This is a genomic window from Paludisphaera borealis (assembly GCF_001956985.1).
Lineage (GTDB): Bacteria > Planctomycetota > Planctomycetia > Isosphaerales > Isosphaeraceae > Paludisphaera > Paludisphaera borealis.
In genome coordinates this window covers 3347779-3370483 of the sequence record NZ_CP019082.1, presented here as the reverse complement: position 1 = coordinate 3370483, position 22705 = coordinate 3347779, and the positions used below count along the sequence as shown (strand labels likewise).

Here is a 22705-nt window from a genome sequence, read left to right as displayed (position 1 = left end):
GCGAGCCCTGCGTTTCGCATCCGGTCGTCGGGCTTGAGGATACGACTCCCCACGGCGGACCGCCCCCCTTCGGTTAAAGGGAAGAGCGCCGCCGAAGACGCCAAGGAGGGTGGAAGCAATGGGGTTGCCCGGCATGGGTTCACCACGAGAGGCCACACGCCGTCGGGTGGCGCTCTGGACGGCGCTGGCGATGGGCGTGATCTTGCCCTCGGTCGGCTGTCAGGTCGAATACGCCGGCATGACGTTGCCTTCGGGCAAGTACATGCACGATGACGTTCAATATTTCCCGAGCGGTCCTGAGTTCCCCTGGGCCAACACCCAGGCGGCCACCCAGCGGGCTCGGATGCGGTCGATGGGGATCGACGTTCCCGGGAACGCGGCCCCGACGACCACGCAGACGCCGGCGCCGGGGGGAGTCCCCGGGGTCCAGAATCAGTTCGGCCGGCCGACTGACGTGAACTCCGGGCCGATGGGTGCCGTGCCCAACGAGGGGGTCAAGGTTCCCGCCCCGCCCGAGCCCGGCAATCTGCCGGCGCCGCCGCCCAACAACGTGCCGGCGCCGCCGCCCCCGGGCGAGACGCCCTGACGCGGACATTTGGTTCCTCCGCTGTCCGAACAAGCCGCAGTAAACGGGAGGGCGAGTCTCTCGTCGATCCGGGCCACGCCCGACGATCGGCGGGAGGTTCGCCCTCTCGGCGTTCACCGCCGCGCCAGGTCGTTGACGACGACGCGTCCGCTCCCTACATTCATTGAGATCAACCCCCCGCTCGCCATAGGACGCCCGACCACCATGTTCACCTTCCAAACGGCCCGCGTCGTCCTATTTATCTACACCCTCCTGCTGGCGGGCGGCGGCGTCATGGGGTTCGTCAAGGCCGGCAGCCGACCGTCGCTGATCGCCGGCGTCGGCTGCGCCTCGGCCACGCTGATCGCGCTCGGCGTCAGCTTCTGGCGACCCTACGAAGGGCTCGTGTTCGCCACGATCATCGCCTTGTTCCTCTGCTTGTTCTTCAACTACCGTTTCGTCACCAAGAGCCGCAAGTTCATGCCCGCCGGCCTCCTCGCCGTGGTCAGCCTCGTCGTTCTGAGCGTGCTGATCATCTCGATCGTCTGAACCCAAGCCGACCGCCCCCCTTCTCCGCCTCCCCGTCGGGGCGACTTTCCGCGAATCCGCGACACCACGCACGGTCGCCGGTGTTCCATAATCATTGAACGCGCCTAGTTGCCGACGATCGGCGGGCTAAGTTCTTGATAGGGACCGCGTCGGATCGAATTCGCGCGGCTGCGCGAAGCCGGAACGCAGCTTGAGGGGGAGAAACGCCGTCATGCTCGCGAATGTCGTCGTCATCGACCGAGATCCGAGCCGTAGGAGGCGAGCCGCCTCGCTGCTCGGCCTGAACGCCCTCGTCGCTGTTTCCGTCCTGGCCGCGTTCGGCCCCAGGACGATCGCCGACGACAAGCCGGCCGCCGCGCCGCCGAAAGCCGAGGCCACGGCCAAGCCCAAAACCGCTCCGAAACCCGCCAAGCCCGCGCCCCCCTCGCCCCCGAGGCCGAAGCGGACGGTCACGGCTCCGACGATCACGTCGGCCGACCTCGATACGCAGATCGCCGCCTTCCTCGCCAAGAACAGCCCGAAGGTCACCCCCGCGCCGATCACCAGCGACGTCGAGTTCGTCCGTCGAGTCCACTTCGACGTCTCGGGCGCGCCGCCGACCCCCGAGCAGGTCCGGTCGTTCGTCGCCGACAGCCGGACCGACAAGCGGGCCAGGCTGATCGACGAACTGCTCGGAAGCCCCGATCACGCCCGCAACTGGGCCCGCTACTGGCGCGACGTGGTCCGGTTCCACGCGACCAACCAGAACGTCGCGCAGATCCGCTACGACGCGCTCGAAGACTGGTTGAGCAAGCAGCTTCAAGGGAATCGGCCGTGGGACGAGATCGTCGCCGACATCATCACCGCCACCGGCCGCAACGACGAGAACGGCGCGGTCGCCTTCGCCCTGGCGAACGAGGTGAAGCCCGTCGAGCTGGCCGGCGAGGTCTCGCGGGTGTTCATGGGCGTGCAGATCCAGTGCGCCCAGTGCCACGACCACAAGACCGACTCGTGGAAGCAGCAGCAGTTCCACGAGTTCGCCGCGTTCTTCGCCGGCGCCCGGCCCCGGAACGTCCAGAAGGCCATGATGGGCCAGCGCCCGGTCTTCGCGGTCGAGCCCCTCCCCCGGACGCGGTACAGCCGGCCCGACAACAACGACCCCAAGAAGCAGATTCCCGTCTCCCCCCGGTTCTTCCTCTCCTCGTCGCAGTCGTCCCAGAAGCTGCCCGATGGGATGACCACGAAGCAGCTTCGCGACCTCGCCGCGTCGTACGTGACCGGTCAGGACAATCCCTGGTTCGCCCGGTCGTACGTCAACCGCGTCTGGACGGTCCTGATGGGCGAAGGCTTTTACGACGCCGTCGACGACCTCGGGCCGGAACGGACCGCCAAGGCCGCCGAGATCCTCGAACCCCTCGCCGACCAGTGGCAGAAGGGGGGCTACGACGTCCGCTGGCTCTTCCGGACCCTCCTCAACACCAAGACATATCAGCGTCGGGTTCGCGCGACGGCCTCGCCGGCCGGCAAGACCCAGCTCGCTTCCAACTGCCCCAGCCGCCTTCGCTCCGACCAGATCCTCGAAGCGCTCGAACTCGCCCTGGGGCTCCCCGCCGAGATCCCCGCGACCAACGACGGGAAGAAGGCCCCCGTTCCGGCCGTCCTCACGTCGAACGGCGGCCCCGCCAAGGGCAAGAAGGCGATCGAGGCCGCGGGCCTGGCCGGCGCTCCGGCCGCCGCCAAGGGACAGGCCAAGGCCGTCCGCGCCGGCGGTCTTCGCGGCTCGTTCAACGCCCTCTTCGGGGCCGATCCCTCGATCGCCGGCGACGAGGTCCTCGGCACCATCCCCCAGGCCCTCTTCCTGATGAACGGGCCGGTCGTCCACAACCGGACCCAAGCCAAGCCGGGGACCGTGCTGGGCCGGATCTTGGCCTCCGCCCCCGACGAGAAGGCCGCGCTCGACGCCCTCTACCTCCGCGTCCTGTCGCGCCGGCCGACGGCCAAGGAAGTCCAGATCTGCGCCGACCATCTGGCCGCCGTCGGCAACCGGAACGAGGCGTTCGAGGACATCTACTGGAGCCTGGTGAACACGACCGAGTTCATCTCGCGACGCTGAAATCCCAAACGCTAATGGGAGCGGTGGGCGACGCCCATCCTCCCACAATACAAGCCCGAAGCGCCAGCGAGTGAATGGATTCCAGTACAAGCCCGAAGCGCCAGCGAGTGAATGGATTCCAGTACAAGCCCGAAGCGCCAGCGAGTGAATGGATTCCAGTACAAGCCCGAAGCGCCAGCGAGTGAGTGGTATTCGAACGGCCGACCGGAGATTCACTCGCTGGCGCTTCGGGCTTGTATTCGGACCTGGCCGACCCCAAACTCCATTTTCAAGCCCCGGGAGCCTCGTGCCATGAAGACCGAATCGAGCATCGTCCAGGTAGCCATGAGTCGCGAGGGCGTCATCGGCCGTCGCGGGTTTCTGCGGTCGATCGGTCTGGGGGCGACGGCCCTGGCCGCCGGAGGCGTGCTGCCGGTCAGCTTCACCGACCTGATCACCCTTCGGGCCGACGAGCTGCGCAAGCAGCGGCTGTCGTGCATCCTGCTCTGGATGAACGGCGGCCCGAGCCAGCTTGAAACGTTCGATCCCAAGCCAGGGACCGAGCACGGCGGGGCGACCAAGGCCATCGCCACGGCCGCGCCGGGGATCTCGATCGCCGAGTCGTGGGGGAAGACCGCGAAGGTCATGAACGACGTCGCCCTGATCCGGTCGATGACCAACAAGGAAGGGAACCACCAGCGGGCCAACTATCAGTTGCACACCGGCTACGTGCCGACGGCCACGCTCAAGCACCCGCACATCGGCTGCGCGGCGGCCTCCGAGATCGGCGACGGCAAGTTCGACCTGCCGCACATCGTCTCGATCGGCGGCGCGACGACCGGCGCGGGGTTCCTCGGCGCGGCGTTCGAGCCGTTCGTGGTGGCTAACGCCCAGCGGACTCCGGACAACACCCAGCCGAAGGTGCCCGACGGCCGGTTCAAGCGGCGGCTCGGCCTGCTCAACCACCTGGAGAAAGCCGGCTTCGAGCAGGCGGGCGGTGCCGACCGCGTCCGCGACCACCGGGCGCTCTACGCCCAGTCGGCCCGCATGGTCCTCTCGCCGCAGATGAAGGCCTTCAATCTGGAGGAAGAAAGCCCCGTGATTCGCGAGAGTTACGGCAAGACCCCGTTCGGCCAGGGCTGCCTGCTGGCCCGCCGGCTCGTCGAGTCGGGCGTCACGTTCGTCGAGGTCCGCATGAACGGCTGGGACACGCACCAGCAGAACAACGAGCGGATCGCGACCCTCGCCGGCCAGGTCGATCCGGGCTTCGCGACGCTGGTAACCGACCTCAAGCAGCGGGGAATGCTCGACAACACCCTGGTCGTCTGGATGGGCGAGTTCGGCCGCACGCCGAAGATCAACGGCAACGCCGGCCGCGACCATTTCCCCCGAGTCTTCAACGTCGCCCTGGCCGGCGGCGGGGTCAAGGGGGGGCAAGTCATCGGCGCGTCGAGCCCCGACGGCTCGGAGGTCAAGGACCGCCCGGTGACCGTCCCCGATCTGATGGCGTCGTTCTGCCAGGCGCTCAAGGTCGACGCAGCCAAGGAGAACATGACGGCCATCGGCCGGCCGATCAAGATCGTCGACGGCGGTAAGCCGGTCGCGGAGCTGTTCGGCTGAGACCTTCTCGGCGTCAAAGTCCGGATTTTCCGAAAGGCTGGGCTGCGATGTGCCGATGATAGGGGATGTATCGGGAGGGCCCGGCGTGGGCGGTTGATCGATCGTCGCGCCGAAGCCATCTCCGGGCCGGAGGCCCTGGGATGCCGGTCGGGCGGAGGTGGAATCCTGCCGCTCGCACGAAAAGGTCGAGAAGGATAGAGAAGGCCGGCCCGGTTTCGACCGCACTGGTTAGGCGCTTTGACCGCCGCGGCGAGGATTTTCGACGCGGCGTCGAGCGCAGACCTTGGGAAAGGAGTTCCCTCATGCGTTTCCCGACACGGTTTGGCCCAGGACTGCTCGCAATGGCCCTCGCGGCCCCTCTGACCGCCAGCGCGGTCGCTCAGCAGGCGGGCGGCTACGCCCCCTCCGCGCCGATCATCCTGAATCAGGCGCCGGAAGGTTATCAGCAGGGGATGGAAGCCGTCGCCCCGGCCCCCGCGGCGAAGCACAATCACAAGGGCCTGCTCGGCTGGCGGCACTGCACCGAGTGCCAGCGGGCGCGGGCCAAGGCCGAGAGCGGCGTCGACGTTCCGCCCCCGCCGTCGGCCGCGCCCCAGGGCCGGGTCGTCCACCAGGGCCACAACCACGGCAATCAAGCGATCGGTTCGACCGGCTGCGCCGCCTGTGAGGCGGGCGCCGTGGTCGTCGGACCGGTCACGGTCACCGAGGCCGACGCCTATCCGGCCGGCCACGCGGTGGCGAGCGGCGAGATGATGGCGTCGGGCATGCCCGCCGGCCACGCCGTGGTGGGCGGCCCCGACCCGGCCCCGGTGGGGGTCTCGCGGTCGAGCCAGGGGAACCTCACCCCGTTCAACGCGATGGCGGCCGGCGGCCCCCGCCCCGGCCAGCGCGACCCGTCGGTCATGCCGACGAGCATGATCCCCGCGCAGACCGCCCTGGGAGGCCCCGTCGGCGGCCGTCCCCGGATCATCTCGCACCTGCTCGGCCTGCCCGACCTGCGCCGGCTCCATCGCGACTCCAACGCGTACAAGAGCCGCGAGGGGCACGCCATGATCTCCTACGAGGACGGCGCGGGACCGGTGACCGAGCTGCCGGCGTCGATGGTCTACGACAAGGGCCGTTGACCGATCACCGTCCTTCGCGACGAATCTGACGCCTGACGAAACTGGTCCGATCCCTTGGCTTGCGCCGGGGGGTCGGACTTTTTGCGTCTCGGGAGTTTCGGATTCGGTCGAGATCGCGGGCCTCCCCTACCGATGGACAATGGCAAGGCCAGAAGATGGCCGCAAGAGACCGTCGGCTCGCCCCCCGCGCAGGAAGCCCAGGGCCGCCATCGGTCGTCCGCTCGCTTGCTTCCGGACAACTTCAGGAGGATTCACGCGACTCAGGTAAGGGATTGACCATGCGTTTCGGAAAACGGCGAGAGACCGCGTTCGTCTTGTGTGTGGCCGCGGGGCTCGGGATGAGCCTGAGTGCGCCCGCAAAGGCTGACGGCTGGCGGTTGCATTCCACGCTTCCCGGAGAGGTTCCGGCGTACGACTTCAACACCGGCGGCGAATACTTCGCCCCCCCGGTTCCTTATGGACACTACGCCAAGGACCCCCTCGGCCAGGCGGCCAAGGGCGTCGGGCATGTTAAGGGCTCGCTGGCGGGTGCGGCCTCGCACCTGGGCGGCAAGCTTCACGGACTCGGCCACGGCGCGGGCTGCGGCGACGGTTGCGGGCACGGCGATGGAGGTGGACTTGGTAGTCATTCCGGCCTCGGACACGGCGGAAGCGGCGCCGGCTGCGGGTTCTGCTCGGGCCTGGGCCTCTTCAAGCACGGCTCGGGACTGGGAACCGGCCTGGCGGGCCACGGTCACGGCGGCTACGGCGCGGTCGCGGCCGGACCCGTCGTCGGCCACGCCAAGAGCTACGGGCCCTACCACCCCGCCGGAGTGGCTGCGACCAGCCAGGCTCTTCCGACCGGACAAGCCGTCGTGCAGCCCACCGCCCAGGTTGCCTGTGGTCAGACGGGATGCGGGCTCGGCGGTCTTCACTCGCACCTCGGCGGGCTGGCGAACAAGCTCCGCTGCCGCCTCTGCGGCGGTAACGGCTGCGGCCCTTGCGGCGGTGCGGGAATCGGCGACCCGTGCTCGGGATGCCAAGGCGCGGGTCATGGGCTCAAGGGCCTGTGCGGCTCGTGCGGCGGCTGCGGTCTCCTGTCGGGCTTCGGCCACGGCGGCGGCTGCCCGAACTGCGGCGGAGCGGGATGCAAGAACTGCCTCCAGGGGCTCGGAAGCAAGCTCCACGGCCTGCTGAAATCCCCGATGGGCCTGCTTCACAAGCAGAAGTTCGACTACTTCGTGGGCCCCGGCGGCCCGGTTCCGCTCACGCCCGGATACGTTCCCTACATCGTGACGACCCGTTCGCCTCGCGATTTCTTCGCGTTCCCTCCGATGAGCCCCGACGCTCCTTGACGATCCCGGAGAATCGCAGCCGTAACAATTCGACCAGGCCCGGCGCGACCCGCGCCGGGCCTTCGTCGAGTCCGACCAAGCCCCAGTCCGGACAGGACGTCCGGGCGAAACCGTTTGTGGAGAGGAAGACATGCCAGGGTTACTCCTCGACTCGCCGCGCGTTCGGACCGCTCCGTCCGATTCCCGCTCTCGGCGCCGGACCGCGAGGGCGACCGCCCCGGGCCTCGGCCTGCTCGCCCTGCTGGCCGTCGCGCTCGCTGGGTCGACCGCGAGGGCCCAGGCCCCGCAGCCGCGCGTCCCCGACGTGCATGAGCGCAGCGGGCTCTTGATGCGGTTCGCCGACATCCCCGGCCGGCTCCCGCCCGACCCGCATCGGGACAACTTCTACGGCACGCGGTACGCCGACCGCGGGCTGGTGAAGCACGTCGACGGCGTCAAGGACCAGGGGCTCTACGGCATGGGCTGGAAAGCCAAATGCACCGAGAGCGTCTACCCGTTCTTCTACGGCAACCCCGGCGAGAGCAAGATCGACGCCTCGTGCCGCCCCGGGAACCGCTCGCTCCGCTTCGTCCAGGGGGTCCTCCACCCGTTCAAGCCGGTGGGGTCGTACTACCAGGAAGGCACCTACGTGCCGATCTACGACCTCGATCCCGGCGTGCCGGGCCCCGGTCCGTTCCCATACCCGTTCTACTTCAACTGGAACAAGGGCGGCTGACGGCCTCGCGTCGTTCGCGACCGTCGCCGGTTCCGCCGCGCGCGGGCGTCGCCGACGAGGTTCCCCCCCTCGGCTCGCCCGCGCCTCAGTCTCGTATGTGATTCACCGATTCCCCCCCGTTCCTTCCCACGATTCGACGCCGAGGAGACGCGAGCGAGCGATTCCGTCTGGCCGGGTTCTTGACAAGCCGACATCGATCATTTAAGGTGTCCAAACTTGTTATAAGGCTAGGCGTTTTCGTGCGCTCTGATAGAACCGCGAGCCGTCTTTTGAGGCGGAGATCCAGCCAGTCGGCTGAGGGAACCCGCCTTCTCGCCGTCGTCGTCACACCTGGTGCAGAGTAGAGGCTCCATGGACAACCCGATTCAGGTCGACCTGGGCCGAATCGCGCAAGACCTGCAGATCCGGCGCGTTCAGGTGGAAAGCGTCGTCCAGTTACTGGACGAAGGCAACACCGTCCCCTTCATTACGCGCTACCGCAAAGAGCGGACCGGAAATCTGAACGAGGTCGTGATCCGCGAGATCCAACTTCGTGTACAGCGACTGCGCGAGCTCGCCGAGCGTAAGGAAACGATCCTCAAGGCGATCGAGAAGCAAGAGAAGCTCGATCCGGAACTCGCCGCGGCGATCCGGGCGGCCGAGAGTCTCAAGCGGCTCGAAGACCTCTACCTGCCGTTCAAGCCGAAAAAGCGGACCAAGGCGTCCGAGGCCCGCGAGAAGGGGCTCGAACCCCTGGCGCTGCGGGTCTGGAACCGCGACGAGACGCTGACCGATTTGACGGCCGCGGCCCAAGAGTTCATCGACGCCGAGAAGGGTCTCGAGACGGCCGAGAAGGTCCTCGAAGGGGTCGGCTACATCCTCGCCGAGGCCATCAGCGAGATGGCTTCGGTGCGCGACGCCGTCCGCAAGACCGTCTGGAAGACCGGCAAGGTCGTCACGACCAAGGGCGAGGTCCCCGAGGGCCAAGGGCTCGAGTACCGCGACTACTTCGACTACTCCGAGCCGCTTGCGCAGGTCCCTCCCCACCGCGTGCTCGCCATCAACCGAGGCGACAAGGAAGGCCCGCTCAAGGTCAAGCTGGAAGTCCCCCGGCCGGATCTCGAGGCCGCCTTCATGGGTCAGCTCCCGCTTGACGCCCATCCCCAGGGCGAGATCTTCCACGCCGCCGCCCTCGACTCGCTCGACCGGCTGATCCTGCCGAGCATGGAGCGCGAGGTGCGCCGCGACCTGACCGAAGCCGCTGAGAAGCACGCGGTCGACGTCTTCGCCCGCAACCTCCGCAGCCTGCTGCTTCAGCCTCCGATCCCCAAGCAGGTCGTCCTGGCCATCGATCCAGGCCTTCGGTCGGGCTGCAAGCTTGCGGTTCTCGATCCCAACGGCAACCTGCTCGACCAGGCGATCGTCTACCCGCACGCCCCCCAGGGCCGTCGCTCCGAGGCGAAGCTGTTCATCAAGGACCTCGTCGGCAAGTACAACGTCGGCGTCGTCGCCATCGGCAACGGCACCGCCTGCCGCGAGACCGAGGAGATGGTCGCCGAGATCATCGCCGAAGGGGTCGAGTTCAGTCAGAACCCCGAGGCCCGCGCCGCCGCCGAAGCTGCCGCTGCGACCGCGACCGTGACGGCCCCCGCCGAACCGGCCGTCGCGATCGAAACGCCCGAAGCGGAAGCGGTCGTCGCGCCGGACGTCTCCGAGCACCAGGCGCATCCGCACGCCGACGCGGTCGAGCCCGAGCCGGCTCACGAGCAACCGATCGAGGATCTGCCGCCGATCTCCGGCGGCGCCCCCGACTCGGCCTCGTCCGAATCCAGCGCCGAGACCGAGACCGCCTCCGCGGAATCGCCGTCGACCAACCACCAGGCGCACCCGACGGAAGAAGCCGGGCACGACGCCCCGCCGCCGGCCGCCGAGTCTCATGCTCACGCGGTCCGCGTCGAAGCGCCCGCCGAGCCGGCCCTTGAGGCGCCCGCGGCCGAACCGGCTCTTGAAGCGCCGGCCGCCGAACCCGCCCTCGAAGCGCCTTCCCAAGCGAGCGGCGATACCCCGGCGACGGAGGGCGGGGAAGCCGCCGCTGCGCCGACACCCGCCAAAGAGTCGCGCCGAGGCCGTGGCGAGGGACGATCACGGGGATCGCGGTCTCGGTCGTCTCAATCGACCCCGCCACCGCAGACTCCGCCGGCACCCCACTCAGCCGATCCCGTCCTGGCGCAGCTCGCCTACGTGATCGTCAACGAGGCTGGCGCCAGCGTTTACTCGGCCAGCCCGATCGGACGCGAGGAGTTGCCCGACTTCGACGCCACGCTCCGCAGCGCGATCTCGATCGGTCGGAGGCTTCAGGACCCGCTTTCCGAGCTGGTCAAGATCGAGCCTCAGAACATCGGCGTCGGGCTTTATCAGCACGACGTCAGCCCCAAGCAGCTCAAGGATTCGCTCGACGCGGTGATTTCGAGCTGCGTGAACTTCGTCGGCGTCGACCTCAACACCGCCAGCGTCCCCCTGCTCCGGTACGTGTCGGGCCTTAACCAGTTGACGGCCCGGCGGATCGCCGACCGTCGCAAGGAGAAAGGCGCGTTCGCCACCCGCGACGAGCTGATCGAGGTCGAGGGGGTCGGCGCGGCCACCTTCACCCAGGCGGCCGGCTTCCTCAAGATCGGCGAGGGCCCTCACCCGCTCGACCGGACGTGGGTCCACCCCGAAAGTTACGAGGCCGCGACCCGGCTCTTGCAGACCTTCGGCTATGAGCCCGAGGTCGTCCGCGACAAGGAGAAGCTTCCCGAGCTTCGGACCAAGCTGGCCGAAGCCGACGTGGCGCAGATCTCGAAGGACCTCGAGATCGGCGAGTTCACGCTCCGCGACATCATCGAGGCCCTCGGCCGTCCCGAGCGCGACCCCCGCGACGACCTCCCCAAGCCGATCTTCAAGAAGGGCATCCTCAAGCTCGAAGACCTGGCCGCTGGGATGGAGCTGAAGGGGACGGTCCTGAACGTGGTCGACTTCGGCGCGTTCGTCGACATCGGCCTCAAGGATTCGGGGCTGGTCCATATCAGCCAGCTCGCCAACCGCTACATCAAGAGCCCGCACGACGTGGTGAGCGTCGGCGACGTGGTGACCGTCTGGGTCATGTCGGTCGACCAGGATCGGAAGCGGGTCTCGCTGACGATGGTCAAGCCCGGCACCGAACGCCATCGCGGGGCGGGTGGCGGCGGACCTGGCGGCGGACCTGGCCGTCGCGGTGAAGGCCAGCCGCAAGGGCAAGGCGAAGGCCGACGTGGCCGAGGGCCCCGGCCCAGCGGCTCGGCCCTGACGTCGCCTCCGGTCGGCGTCGTGCCCTCCCCCACGCCCGGCGAGGGCGCCCCCCGGCGTTTCGATCGCGATCGCCCGGCACCTTCAGGCGGTCCGGGGCCCGGTCGCGGCGAGGGACGGCCTCAGGGCGGTTCCGGCGGCGGTCGTCCCGGCGGCGGTCCCGGCCAGGGTCGGGGCGGACCGCGCGGCGGTTCGTACGGCTCCGGCGGCGGTCGATTCGGTCCCGGCAGGCCGGGACCGGGAGCTGATCGCGGCCCCGCCCCCGCGCCGCGGCCCGCTCGTCCCGCGCCTCCCCCGCCGCCGCTCTCGAAGGACGCGATCGCGGGCAGCGTGCCGTTGCGGACCTTCGGTCAGCTCAAGCAGCTTTGGGAAACCCGCGTGGACGAGCCGGACGCTCCCGCCGGTTCGGAGCCGGGTGCCGAACGCCACTCTTCGCCCGCCGAGCAGCCCAAGCCCGACGCGACCTCGCCGGCTCACGAGTCAGGCGCCGAGTGACCACACCGGCCGACTCTGACGATTAAGAACCGGTCCGCCGCTCCGCGAGAGAACGCTCTCCGGCGCGGCGGCCCGTTCCAGGCCCATTGAGGCCGCCGTTGCGGCGGTCGGGCCGTCGGTTGGACTCAGGATCGATGAACTGATGGGAATTTTCGCCTGGCGAAATCTGCTGACCCGCCCCATGCGGACGCTTCTGGCCCTCATCGGCTTGTCGATCCCGATCCTCGGCGTGCTCGGCCTCTTCAGCCTCTCCAACGGCCTTCGCAACATGGTCGGCGACACCCTCAGCCAGATCGAAGGCGTGATGGTGATCCGCGAGAACGCGCCGAGCCCCGTCTTCAGCACGCTCCCCGCCGACCTGGCCGCCCGGATTCGCAAGATTCCCGGCGTCCGCTCCGTCGCTCCGGAAGTCTGGGGCCTCGCCCCCAACGTCGAAGGTCAGGGCCTGCTGGCGCGAAGCGTCGGCGGCTTGATGTCGAAGAAGGGCCCGGGCGCGCTCTGGGATCAGACGGTGATCTCGGGGCAGGACATCCCCGCCCACAAGAACCTCAAGAGCGCCGTGTTCCCTCGGTCGGTCCGCGAGCACGGCGAGGGGCGGTTCCTCGACGACCGCGACCGGGGCTCCACGAACATCGTCATCAGCCGCAAGATCGCCAAGAACTTCCCCGACGCGGAGGGCAAGCCCCGGCAGGTCGGCGGCACCCTCAAGATCTCCGAGACCGTGTTCAACATCGTCGGCATCTACGATACCGGCTCGCTGCTTCTGGACGTCGTCGTCGTGATGGACATCGAGTCGGCCCGCAAGATTCTCAAGATGCCCGCCGAGCTGGTATCGAGCATGTACGTCGAGGCCGACAACCCTCCCGGCTACGAGGCCCTCTGCCAGACGATCGAGCGCGACGAGCCGGGCGTCGACGCCCGGAGCATGAACGAGGTCCAGGCCGACTTCGGCTCGCTGATGGGAGAGGTCGACAAGCTCCTGATGATGACCGTGAGCCTCGCCCTGCTGGTGGGGATCGTGGGGATCGTCAACACCATGCTCATGAGCACCACCGAGCGGTTCGTCGAATTCGGCGTGCTCCGCACCAACGGCTGGTCGCAGACCAACATCCTCAGCCTGGTCACGCTTGAGAGCGCCTTTCTCGGTTTGCTGTCCGGCGTGGTTGGTTGCATCCTGGCCCTGGCGGGGACCTCGCTGGCGAACCAGTTCATCAACGGCGGCCTGCGGTTGGGGATCACGCCGTACTCGCTCGCCCTGGGCGTCGGACTGTCGATCGTGATGGGCACGCTGGGAGGGCTCTACCCCGCCTGGCGCGCCGCGCGGATGGTCCCCATGGAAGCCATCCGCCTGGGTTCTCACTGATGGAACGATGCGCATCTGACTGCTTTCCCGAGGTCGGCCGATGATCGACGTGGTGAACGCTTGGAAGTCGTACAAGAGCGGAACGCGCACGGTCGACGCCCTCCGCGGCATCCATTGCCACATCGATCGCGGCCGGTTCGCCTTCATCGTCGGACCGAGCGGCTCGGGCAAGAGCACGTTGCTTTACATGCTGGGCGCGGTCGACCGGCCGACCCAGGGCGAGATCTTCGTCGACGGCGAAAACCTCGTCGCCATGTCGGAAGCGGCCCAGAACGTCTACCGTCGCGAGAAGATCGGCTTCATCTTTCAGTCGTTCAACCTGATCAACAACCTGACCGCCGTCGAGAACGTCCTGATCCCGTTCCTCCCGCGCGGGGTGACGGCCCAGCAGCGAGCCGACGCCGCTGAGCTGCTCACCCGGGTCGGCCTCGGCGACCGCCTCGACCATCGCCCGTACCAGCTCTCCGGCGGCGAACAGCAGCGCGTGGCCATCGCCCGGGCGCTCGTCAAGAAGCCGCTGGTGGTGCTGGCCGACGAGCCGACCGGCGAACTCGACAGCAAGACCGGCGACGAGATCTACAAGATCCTGCGGTCGCTCCAGGAGGCCTACCACACGACCCTCGTGGTCGTCACTCACGACCGCCGGTTCATCAACCCGCACGACCTGGTCCTCGAGATCCAGGACGGCCAGCTCGTGGGCGGCCCGAACGGCTCGCCCGCTTCGTCCGAGGTCTCGAACGGTCTGCCCGCCGAGGTCAGAGCCGCAGAATGACCTTGCCGAAGCCCTCGTTAGACGCCATCCGCGAATAGGCGTCGCGGACGTCTTCCAGCGCGAAGACCGAGTCGACCACCGGCTTCACGACCCCTCGTTCCAGCCAGGGGACCACCTGGGCCTCGAACAGCCGGACGGCCGCGATCTTCTCCTCCAGCGGGCGGCCCCGAAGCGTCGTGCCGACCACCATGATCCGCTTGCCCAGCAACACCCCCAGGTCGATTTCCGCCTTCGACCCGCTCAGGAGGCCGACCACGACCAGCCGCCCTCGTTTCGCGAGGACCGCCAGGTTTCCCGCCAGCGCCTGGCCGCCGATCAGGTCGAGGACCACCTCGACCCCCTTCCCTTGGGTCTGTTCGTTCACCGCGTCGGCGAACGCGCCATCCGCGTTGACGATCGCGACGTCGAGCCCGAGCGCCCTGGCTCTTTCGAGCTTCTCGGCCGTCCGCGACGTACCGAGCACGGTGCATCCCATCGCCCGGGCGATCTGCACCGCCGCCGTGCCCACGCCGCTCCCCGCCGCGTGAATCAAGACCCGCTCGCCGGGCGCCAGCCTCCCCTGCGTCGTCAAGGCGTCGTGCGCCGTGATGAAGACCTCGGGGACCGCCGCGGCGGCCTCGAAATCGAGGTTCGACGGAATCGCGACGACCATTCGAGGATGCGTCACCAGGAACTCGGCCTGGGCGCCTCCCGCGACGATCCCGAACACCCGGTCGCCGACCTTCACCTGCCCCGCGACGGCCGGCCCGACCGCCTCGACCTCGCCCGCGAACTCCAACCCCGGGATGTCGACCGGAACGCCCGGGGGCGCTGGGTAGTGTCCCCTGGCCTGCAACAGATCGGCCCGGTTCACCCCGCACGCCCGCACCCGAACCCGGATCAGGTCGCCCCCCGCCTCCGGCGTGGGAACCTCCCGGACCTCCAGCACCCCGGGGCCCCCCTGGCCCGTGATGACGACGGCTTTCATGGCGATCTCCCTCTATTTTCGAACCGACGCTTCACCCAGCCTTACTCTATCGAATTGCGACCCTCATCGCACCGAAGGGACCGTTGTTGGACGGAGAAACCAGGCGTCGATGCTGCTCGGATCGGCTGCCGGCTCGCAAGCATTAAATCTTGCTCATGATGCCATGCCGGGATCGATATGTGTTGGCCGAATGGGTGTCGGGGTCTATGATCGCCGCCAGCCGAGCACCGTTTCACGCTGATCGGAACTTCCGTGACTTGATTGAAGCCTGCTTCGCCTGTTTCTGAGCGGCCGTAGAGTTCGGCCTCCCTCAGAAGCTCCAGCTTTTGCCCGCATGCCTCGCCCGGGCGCGATCAGATCCGAAGGCGACGTTCGCCCTCGGTCGAGGTGATCCGTCTCCCGCAGACATCAGGAGGATGAAATGGCACGGACTCGCAAGCATCGGTACGGATACATGGTTCTTGCCGCCCTCGCCGCCTTGCCGCTGGGGACGGCTGACGCCAGCCCGATCCCGCCCCAGATCACGTACAGCACGACGTGGCCGGGCCCGATGAGTGGTCTGGGGAATTCGCCGGTGTTCGAGTTCCAAGGCGTTGAGAACGGTACGGCCGCGCCGGATTCGATCATCAAACTCGGCACGGTGCTCATCCATCAGACATCGCCTAGGGATGGATTTACGTTCGACAACGAGGGAGTGAGGGTGGACTTCACGATTTCGGCCGTCGACGGGAAGCCGATCGCCCCCATCGAACTCCCCATCTCGCTTGATGTGCAAATCAGCGGCACGGTCCACCCGGACGGGACCGTCGCGGCTGGTATGATCATACAGGGTATGTACAACCGTATGGACCCTTTCGGTGGTTATATCGGGGGTTTTGGAATCGGCGAGTTGAGGCTCAAATTGGGCGAGGTTCGAGGAGACGACATGGCGCTCTGGAGTCGGACGCCGGGAACTCCCGTCGTCGCGGTCGACATTTACGGCGAACTCACCGACGCCACTGTTCCCGAGCCCGGGGCCTGGCTTGTCTTCGCCGGAGCGACTGGGTTCTTCGCCCTGATGGGAAGATCCCAACGAGCGAAGGCCGCATAGCTCATCGACCGCAACAAACCTTTCGAGTCGGCTCCGGGTAGAATGGCAGTGACCGATCCTCCGGCCGGAGGAATCCTCCTCGCCTTCCGCGTTTCCTGGAGCCGATCATGAGCCGCGCCTTACTCGTCATCGACGTGCAGAACGAATACTTCACCGGAGCGTTGCCGATCACCTACCCGGTCGGTCATCTCGACCGGATTCTCGCCGTGATGGACGCGGCGGAAGGGCGGATTCCGGTGGTGGTGATCCAGCACCACACGACGGACAAACCCATCTTCCGCAAGGGAAGCAAGGAGTGGGAGCTTCACCCCGAGGCGGCCGGACGGCCCCATGACCTGCGGATCGAGAAGACCCTGCCGGGCAGCTTCACCAATACCCCGCTGGAGGACTGGCTCCGCAAGCGCGGGATCGATACGGTCACGATCGCCGGCTACATGACCCACATGTGCTGCGACACCACCGCCCGCCAGGCCGTCCACCGCGGGTTCAAGGCCGAGTTCCTCAGCGACGCCACCGGCACCCTGCCCCTCTCGAACTCCGCCGGCCGGGTGACCGCCGAGGAACTCCAGCAGTCGATCCTCTGCGCCCAGCAGCAGTTCCTCAGCGAAGTCCTGCCGTCGTCGGAGTGGATCGGCCGTCTGTGACGGAGGGTAAGATCCGAATCGCGCGCATTCAGGGCGTTCGCGCGGACTGGGCCCGCCCGGCCGGGACGCCGGCGTCCTGGTCCTTTTCCGCGTCCGAAACGAGCAAATCGACCATCAGTTCAAGCTCTTTGCCGCGGAAGTCTCGGTAGCGGATCACGCCCTTGTGGTCGATCACGAAGACGGAGGGCCAGCACCGGATTTGCCAGGCGTCCGCGATCGGTCCGACCGTCTTCTCGCCGCCGTCCCACCACGACCGCCAGGTGATCCCCTCCTTGGCGAGACGTTCCAGGGTCTTCGCCCGGTCGAGGTCGGCGTCGACGCCCAGCAGGACGAACGGGCGGCCTTCCATGCGCTTCACCATCGCCTTCTCGTGCGGGAACATCGCCCGGCATGGGAGGCAGCCGAACCCCCAGAACGAGAGCACGACCACCTTGCCCCGGAACTGGCTCAGGGACATGGGCTTTCCGGCGACGTCCTCGCCGTTGATCTCCAGAGCCTGGCGTCCTGGAAGCGACTGGCGTTTCCAGTACTCGGCGTGCTCTTTCAGACCGCGCCGGGAGACGCCCTCGGCTTCTTGGTCCAGTTTTTGTGGATCACAGGCCTTCAGGGCTTCCAGGTAGGGACGCCCCCACGTCGCTTCCAGCCGTCGAGCGAGCGCCCCGCCGTCGTCGCCCTCCAGCCGACGCGCGAGGTCGGCCCTGCCCTTGAGGAAGCGGACCAGGCTGAGCGCGGCCCCCGCCCGGGTTTCGGCCGACGGATTCTTTTCGAGGACCTCCCGGAGGAATCGCTCGGTCTGGGCCGACGCCGACCCGAAGTGCGAAGGTGATGCCAAGAGCTGAGCGAGATCGGACGCCCGCCCCCCTTGCACGTGGTGTCGGATTAACAGGTCGATCGCCTTCGAGAAGTAAGGAATGGCGTCGTCGCCCGTCGGCTCGGTCGAGAACGAGTCGCCAAGCGCCAGGGCCTCCAGCGACAGGTAGCCGGTAGAATCCTCGGGATTCTTCTCGGCGAGTTCCACATGGCGCGACGCGAAGTGATTCCACGGTAGACCGCCGCCTTTCTCTCGGTTCTCGAAGTTTGCGACGGTCAGCTTGTGGAATTCGTCCCTCCGCTGCTTGGAAACCTCGTCGGTCTTCTTCGCGGCGGGTTCGTCCGAGCCGGGGAGGATGAGCAGCGCCAGGAGAGCAAGGATCGTCGAGTACATCACCGATGCCTTTCCGGAGAGAGACGGCGAGGGATGGGAGATGAACACGAAGCCGTTGCGATCATGGTTTGGAGAGGTCTTTGATCTCGGTCAGAAGGGCGTCCACCGCTTCGTCGAGCGCCTTGCCCCCCAGACCCTTGGAGCGGATCACGCCTTGGGCGTCGAGGAGGTAGAGCGTCGGAAAGCTGTAGATGCTCCACTTTGCGCAGATCGGGCCGTCGGTGCGGCCGTCCCACCAGCATCGCCAGGTGACTTCGCGGTCCTGGATCGACTTTCGGAGCGTGTCCTTGCTCTCGTCGGTGTTCACGCTCAGGAGGGCGAACGGCTTGTCCTTCAGGCGCTCGACGAGTTCGCGTTCCTGGGGATACATCCCCCGGCAAGGGGCGCACCAGTTGCCCGAGAACGTCAGCACGACGACCTTGCCTCGATAATCGCTCAGCTTGAAGGTCGTTCCGTCCGCGTCCTGGCCGACGATCTCGGGCGCTTCGTTTCCCACGGCCAGGTGGCGGATCTCGTTCAGCGTCCGCTCTGCGACGTCGGCGAGGGTCTTCTTCGACGCCTTATCGATCGACCCGCGGCGGTACGGGAGATCGCCGTACTCGTCGAGCGCCCGCTCGCAGAGCGCCTCCGACTCCTTGAGCATCGCGCCGGGGTCGCACGAGCGGAGATGGTCCAGATAGCTTCCGTACCGTCGTTCAAGGAGCCGCATGTCGGTTTCGTCGGGCTTCGGACGCTTGAGATCCTCGGCCAGGCCCGCCTGGATCCTCAGGTATTCCGCCAGGCCCCAGCAGGCCGGCCCTTTCACCGCGCGCGCCGTCGTCGTCTCGTAAACCGCCCGCAGGAAGCCGTCGCGTTTGGCTGTTGGGTAGTTGACCAGGTTCGGCAGGATCGAACCGAGTCCGTCGTCGTTTCGATGGTGTTCCAGGACCAGGTCCATCGCCCGATCGACCTGGCGACGCCGCTTGGGGGCGTTGTGGTCGGCCCAACGCCCCGTCTCCAGGATCCAAAAAAGCGCGTCGCGCGCGCCCGCGTCCTTCGGATCGCGCTCGGCCACGGCGAGGAATCGGTCGATGTACGCTTCCAGCTCGCTCGCCGGATTCAATTTCGCCGCCGCTTCCCGCTCCTTTTCGGTCGCGGCCTTCTCAAAGGCGTTCTGGCGAGCCTTCTCCCTCGAATCCCACTCGTTCCGAAGCGCCTTGTACGACTCGCCGACGGACTGCGGCTCCGTCGTCTGGGCCGCGCCTGTTGTGGCGAGGAAGAGATAAACGGCCGAAGTGATGAGAATCCGCATCGCGCCTCCTCCTACTGTTGTAAGGCTGAACGCGAGGATCGTACTACGGATGTCCGTGAAAAGCCAGAGAGGAGTTCGACCGCGCGACGCCCGACGAAAAAAACCGCCCGTCGCGAGCGGTTCGCGTCGGGCGGTCAGTTTGGTTGGAGTCGTTCGTTCGGTCGCGACGGTCGGCTCGGCTCAGAGTCGGCTGAGGTCGGCGGCGACGATGTGGACGTTCTTCTTGAGGCCGAGTTCCTTGGCGACCTCTTCGGTGGCGGGGACGGTCAGGCTCCGCCGCGGCGAGATGCTGAAGCCGGCGAGCTGCCGGGCGTGGAGGGCGTCGCCGTCGCCTTCGCTCGCGCCGAGGACGGCCAGGCCGTTGAGGATCAGCGGCGAGGCGTTGTCGATGCGAACCGTGTACGTGTTCTTGCCCTTCACCTTGGGCCCCTTGGCGACCTGCGCCCGGACCATTCGGTTGAGCACGCCCTCGGCCAGCGCGTCGGTGAACTTGAGGGTATCGAACTTGCCGTCCTTGCGAGCGATCGGCACGGTGAACTTGCCGTAGGGGACCCAATTCTGGGCCGTGGCGTCGCTGGAGTTGACCAGGACGGTCGCCTCGTTCTCGGTGATCCGGACGCGGCAGGCGATGGCCGGGCCCAGGGGCTCGGCGGGGATCTCTTCCCTCGCCCACAGGCCGAGCACCGGCTTGTCCTTGAGCGCCTTGGTCAGCTCGTCGGCCAGGGGCTTGGTCTTGGCGTCGGCCGAGTCGATCTGGAACCGGATCACGCCGGTCTCGCCGTCGGGCAGGTTGTCGAGTCGGTCGACGAACGCCTGGGCCATCGTCAGCTCATAGGGGTTGCCCCAACTCTGGGAGAGCTGGGCGATGGAGTCCCAGTCCAGTCCCGAGGCCACGCGCCACATCACCATCTGCGAGATCCAGATGTTCGCCTTGTCGGCGGCCAGCCGCTTGAGCGCCTTCTGAACCCGCTGATCCTGGTTGATCTGCGTGATGTCGCCGATCTGGAGCTTCTCCCCATCGGCGGGCAGCTTGACGCCGTTCTCGGCGTCGGGGCGCTCAAGGCTGACGAGCCGAGTCGGCAGGTTGCGGGTCTGGCCGGGCTTGATGTCGGCGAACGGAAGGCCCGTGGGAGGCACCGACCGCATACCCATGCCCATGCCGCCCATGCCGCCGCCCATGCCCCCCATTCCGCCGCCCATTCCGCCGCCCATGCCCCCCATTCCGCCGCCCATGCCCATCATCATGCCCATCATCAGGGACCGCTGATCCCAACTATCGCGGTCGCCGGCGAGCGACATGATGAGCCGGCCGAGCATCATCAGGCCCATGGTCGGGGGCAGCGTGCCGCCCATCATCATGCCGCCTCGGCCGCCCATTCCGCCCATGCCGCCGCCCATGCCGCCTCGGCCGCCGCCCATTCCGCCCATTCCGCCGCCGCCCATGCCACCCATACCGCCGCCCATTCCGCCCATGCCGCCCATCTGGCCGGTGGCACCCTGCGCGATGAGGCCCGGCGGCAGGACGACGCGAAGCTTGCGTTTCGAGGTGTTGGTGACCGAGACGGTCATGCGGCCGTTGCCGCGCCCCTCGGCCTCGACGTTCACCAGGCCGTCGCGCATGGCGTCGAGCAGGTTGTACATCGGAACGTCATCAACTTCAGGCGAGGGTTGCGGTTGCGTCGCGGAAGCGGGCTTCGCCTTGGGCGCCGAATCGTCGGCGGCCGCCACGGAGAGCGGCGCGACGCCGAGCAGCACCGCGATCGCGAGATGTCGAACATCGAAACGTGTCAGAGACATGGAAAACGCCCTTCCTTTCCAGAAAGTCCGGGAAAGTCGCATGACGCCGCCGTCCATCTCATACAAAAAGCGACATAACCCCCCTGATGGGCCGTTCTTCAAGCCGCTGGGAGAGAAGCAGGCGAGGTCGGGCCGTCGTCCCGGAAAGAACGAAAGTATTCGGAGTACTCGGTGAGCGCAGCGACCAGACAAATGCAATAGCGCCGCCCGATCCGATGGCCGTCTCGGCGCGGCTTTCCACGAAGGAGGTCGTCTGTTCAACGATCCAAGGCTGGTAGTGCCTGATTGCGGTTGGTGACTGAAGCAGCCGATCCACCGATGAACGGGCAGGATTTTCACACGCGGCGTTTCGCCGAAACCTGCTTCGTTGCAACCCTAATCGTACCGCTTAAGACCCCCATCGAAACGGAGGCTCTTAAGATTAAATAAAATTCATGAACAAAAAGCAAGGGAGGGATTGTGGGAATTTTGGGAGGCGGCAGTGTTTTTCGGACGTAGGCGGGCCTCGGGACGGCCCGCCGTCGCGTTTCGTCAACGCGGCTGGTTCCAGTAGATTCGCAGGTTGTGGGTGGCGCGGCCGCCGGCGACGACGTCGATTCGGCCGTCGCCGTCGAGGTCGGCGGCCACGGCGTCTTCGCAGGCCATGCCGCCGTCGTCGATCGCGTGTCGCTCGAACGCGAGGCCGTCGGCGCTCGGACGGGGGTCGAAGGCGAAGACGCCCGGCCCGCGCGGGGCTTTGGCGTCGGCCGGATTGCGGTCGCGCTGGCCGATGATCAGCTCGTCGTCGCCATCGCCGTCAAGGTTGGCGCACCAGACGGCGTGGCCCCAGGCGAGGGGCGCGGCGACCACCTGCCGTTGCCAGAGGGCTCCGTCTTGCTTCGGGGGCGTGTAGACCACGACCTGGTTTCCGTGCCAGGGCTCGATGGTCGCCAGGTAGTGCGAGCCGTCCGCGAGCCGTCCCACCTTGACTTCGCTGGCCCCCTTGAACGGTGCGCTCTCCTGGTCGCCCGAGCCGAGCTTGGCCTTGGTCCACTTGCCTTTCTCGGAGCGTTCGAGTCGGTAGACGCCTTCCCATGCGGCCAGAACGATCTGATCGCGGCCGGCGCCCAGCATGTCGACGAGCTGGAGGTTGTGGATCGTGTGCAGCGAGGCGTCGGCGACTTCCGTCGGCCAGTGCGGGTGGGCGGGGTCGCCGGGGACGTCGAGGACGAGCACGCGCACCTCGTGGCCGGCGTCCCAGTTCGGCGGCTTGGTTCCGCGCCCCTGGAGCGGGGCGACGACGAGTTGCTTCTTGCCGTTCCCCTTCACGTCTCCCCAGCGAAGGCGATGGAGCGAGGGTTCGTCGTAGTCGATCGGGTGGACCTGCCACTCGCCGGCGGCGTCGCGGCCGATCCACTGGAGGGTGCCGGCGTGGGCGGTGTCGGGAGGCTTCCAGCCCGCGCCGACCGTGAAGTCGATGCGGCCGTCGCCGTCGACGTCGTGGGCCTGGATGCAGACGTTGTCGCGCTTCGTCGCCCCCCGGACGGCTTCGTGCTTCCGCCAGGACGGGTTCTCGTACCAGATCACGGCGTCTTCCGAGACCGCGACGACGTCGAGCTTGCCGTCGCCGTTGACGTCGGCGGTCGTCACGGCGTAACAGACCTCGCCGATGTGCGGGTCGATCTCCAGGGGCTCGAACCGAGGGAATTCCGCCCCGGAGGCGAATGGGATGCTGAAAACGACCAGCGCGACTGCGAGAGGGAGGCTTCGCATGGTACTCTCCGTAAGACCAGGTGGGGGGAGTAACATGATAAGCGGTCCA

The 22705-nt window shown here is 67.5% G+C and carries 17 protein-coding genes; 12 read left to right on the top strand and 5 right to left on the bottom strand.

What is annotated here, in order from left to right; translation table 11 throughout:
- Positions 1–133: 133 nt before the first annotated feature.
- The 10 genes from BSF38_RS13030 (at position 134) to BSF38_RS12985 (ending at position 13911) form a co-directional block, all read left to right on the top strand.
- Positions 134–586 (top strand): hypothetical protein, encoded by a 453-nt coding sequence (locus tag BSF38_RS13030; protein ID WP_099092087.1) that lies wholly within the window; start codon positions 134–136, stop codon positions 584–586.
- 204 nt (positions 587–790) lie between these two features.
- On the top strand, positions 791–1114 hold the full coding sequence (locus BSF38_RS13025; RefSeq protein WP_076346232.1) for a TMEM14 family protein: 324 nt from the start codon (positions 791–793) through the stop codon (positions 1112–1114).
- Positions 1115–1325: 211 nt separating this feature from the next.
- Entirely contained in the window at positions 1326–3206 is a 1881-nt protein-coding gene (locus BSF38_RS13020) for a DUF1549 domain-containing protein (RefSeq protein ID WP_076346230.1), read from the top strand.
- 291 nt (positions 3207–3497) lie between these two features.
- Positions 3498–4805 (top strand): DUF1501 domain-containing protein, encoded by a 1308-nt coding sequence (locus BSF38_RS13015; protein WP_076346228.1) that lies wholly within the window; start codon positions 3498–3500, stop codon positions 4803–4805.
- Between the two features lie 302 nt (positions 4806–5107).
- Positions 5108–5929 (top strand): hypothetical protein, encoded by an 822-nt coding sequence (locus BSF38_RS13010; protein WP_145952107.1) that lies wholly within the window; start codon positions 5108–5110, stop codon positions 5927–5929.
- 278 nt (positions 5930–6207) lie between these two features.
- Positions 6208–7263 carry a hypothetical protein gene (locus tag BSF38_RS13005; RefSeq protein WP_076346224.1) on the top strand — a complete coding sequence of 352 codons (1056 nt, stop codon included), beginning with the start codon at positions 6208–6210 and terminating at the stop codon, positions 7261–7263.
- Between the two features lie 130 nt (positions 7264–7393).
- Positions 7394–7978: a hypothetical protein gene (locus tag BSF38_RS13000; RefSeq protein ID WP_099091976.1), complete on the top strand. Its 585-nt coding sequence runs from the start codon at positions 7394–7396 to the stop codon at positions 7976–7978.
- 351 nt (positions 7979–8329) lie between these two features.
- On the top strand, positions 8330–11776 hold the full coding sequence (locus BSF38_RS12995; protein ID WP_076346222.1) for a Tex-like N-terminal domain-containing protein: 3447 nt from the start codon (positions 8330–8332) through the stop codon (positions 11774–11776).
- 142 nt (positions 11777–11918) lie between these two features.
- Positions 11919–13139: an ABC transporter permease gene (locus BSF38_RS12990; protein WP_076346220.1), complete on the top strand. Its 1221-nt coding sequence runs from the start codon at positions 11919–11921 to the stop codon at positions 13137–13139.
- A 40-nt stretch (positions 13140–13179) separates the two neighbouring features.
- Positions 13180–13911 (top strand): ABC transporter ATP-binding protein, encoded by a 732-nt coding sequence (locus tag BSF38_RS12985; protein ID WP_076346218.1) that lies wholly within the window; start codon positions 13180–13182, stop codon positions 13909–13911.
- Here the strand turns inward: BSF38_RS12985 and BSF38_RS12980 are convergent.
- Entirely contained in the window at positions 13895–14878 is a 984-nt protein-coding gene (locus tag BSF38_RS12980; RefSeq protein WP_076346216.1) for an NAD(P)H-quinone oxidoreductase, read from the bottom strand. The two genes, BSF38_RS12985 and BSF38_RS12980, sit on opposite strands and share 17 nt — an antisense overlap.
- 421 nt (positions 14879–15299) lie before the next feature.
- Between BSF38_RS12980 and BSF38_RS12975 the strand changes: the two genes are divergently transcribed.
- Both BSF38_RS12975 and BSF38_RS12970 read left to right on the top strand, forming a co-directional pair.
- Positions 15300–15968, top strand: a complete 669-nt coding sequence (locus BSF38_RS12975; protein WP_145952106.1) for a hypothetical protein — start codon at positions 15300–15302, stop codon at positions 15966–15968.
- Positions 15969–16075: 107 nt separating this feature from the next.
- Positions 16076–16612 carry a cysteine hydrolase family protein gene (locus BSF38_RS12970; protein WP_076346212.1) on the top strand — a complete coding sequence of 179 codons (537 nt, stop codon included), beginning with the start codon at positions 16076–16078 and terminating at the stop codon, positions 16610–16612.
- Positions 16613–16640: 28 nt separating this feature from the next.
- Here BSF38_RS12970 and BSF38_RS29950 read toward each other — a convergent pair whose 3' ends face one another.
- The 4 genes from BSF38_RS29950 to BSF38_RS12950 form a co-directional block, all read right to left on the bottom strand.
- On the bottom strand, positions 16641–17816 hold the full coding sequence (locus BSF38_RS29950; protein WP_083712915.1) for a TlpA family protein disulfide reductase: 1176 nt from the start codon (positions 17814–17816) through the stop codon (positions 16641–16643).
- Between the two features lie 61 nt (positions 17817–17877).
- Complete coding sequence (locus BSF38_RS12960; RefSeq protein ID WP_076346210.1) at positions 17878–19107, bottom strand: peroxiredoxin family protein; 1230 nt, start codon at positions 19105–19107, stop codon at positions 17878–17880.
- Positions 19108–19287: 180 nt separating this feature from the next.
- Positions 19288–20904, bottom strand: coding sequence for a hypothetical protein (locus BSF38_RS31345; protein ID WP_076346208.1), 1617 nt, complete (start codon positions 20902–20904; stop codon positions 19288–19290).
- A 531-nt stretch (positions 20905–21435) separates the two neighbouring features.
- Positions 21436–22656 (bottom strand): FG-GAP repeat domain-containing protein, encoded by a 1221-nt coding sequence (locus BSF38_RS12950; protein ID WP_076346206.1) that lies wholly within the window; start codon positions 22654–22656, stop codon positions 21436–21438.
- Positions 22657–22705 lie beyond the last annotated feature (49 nt).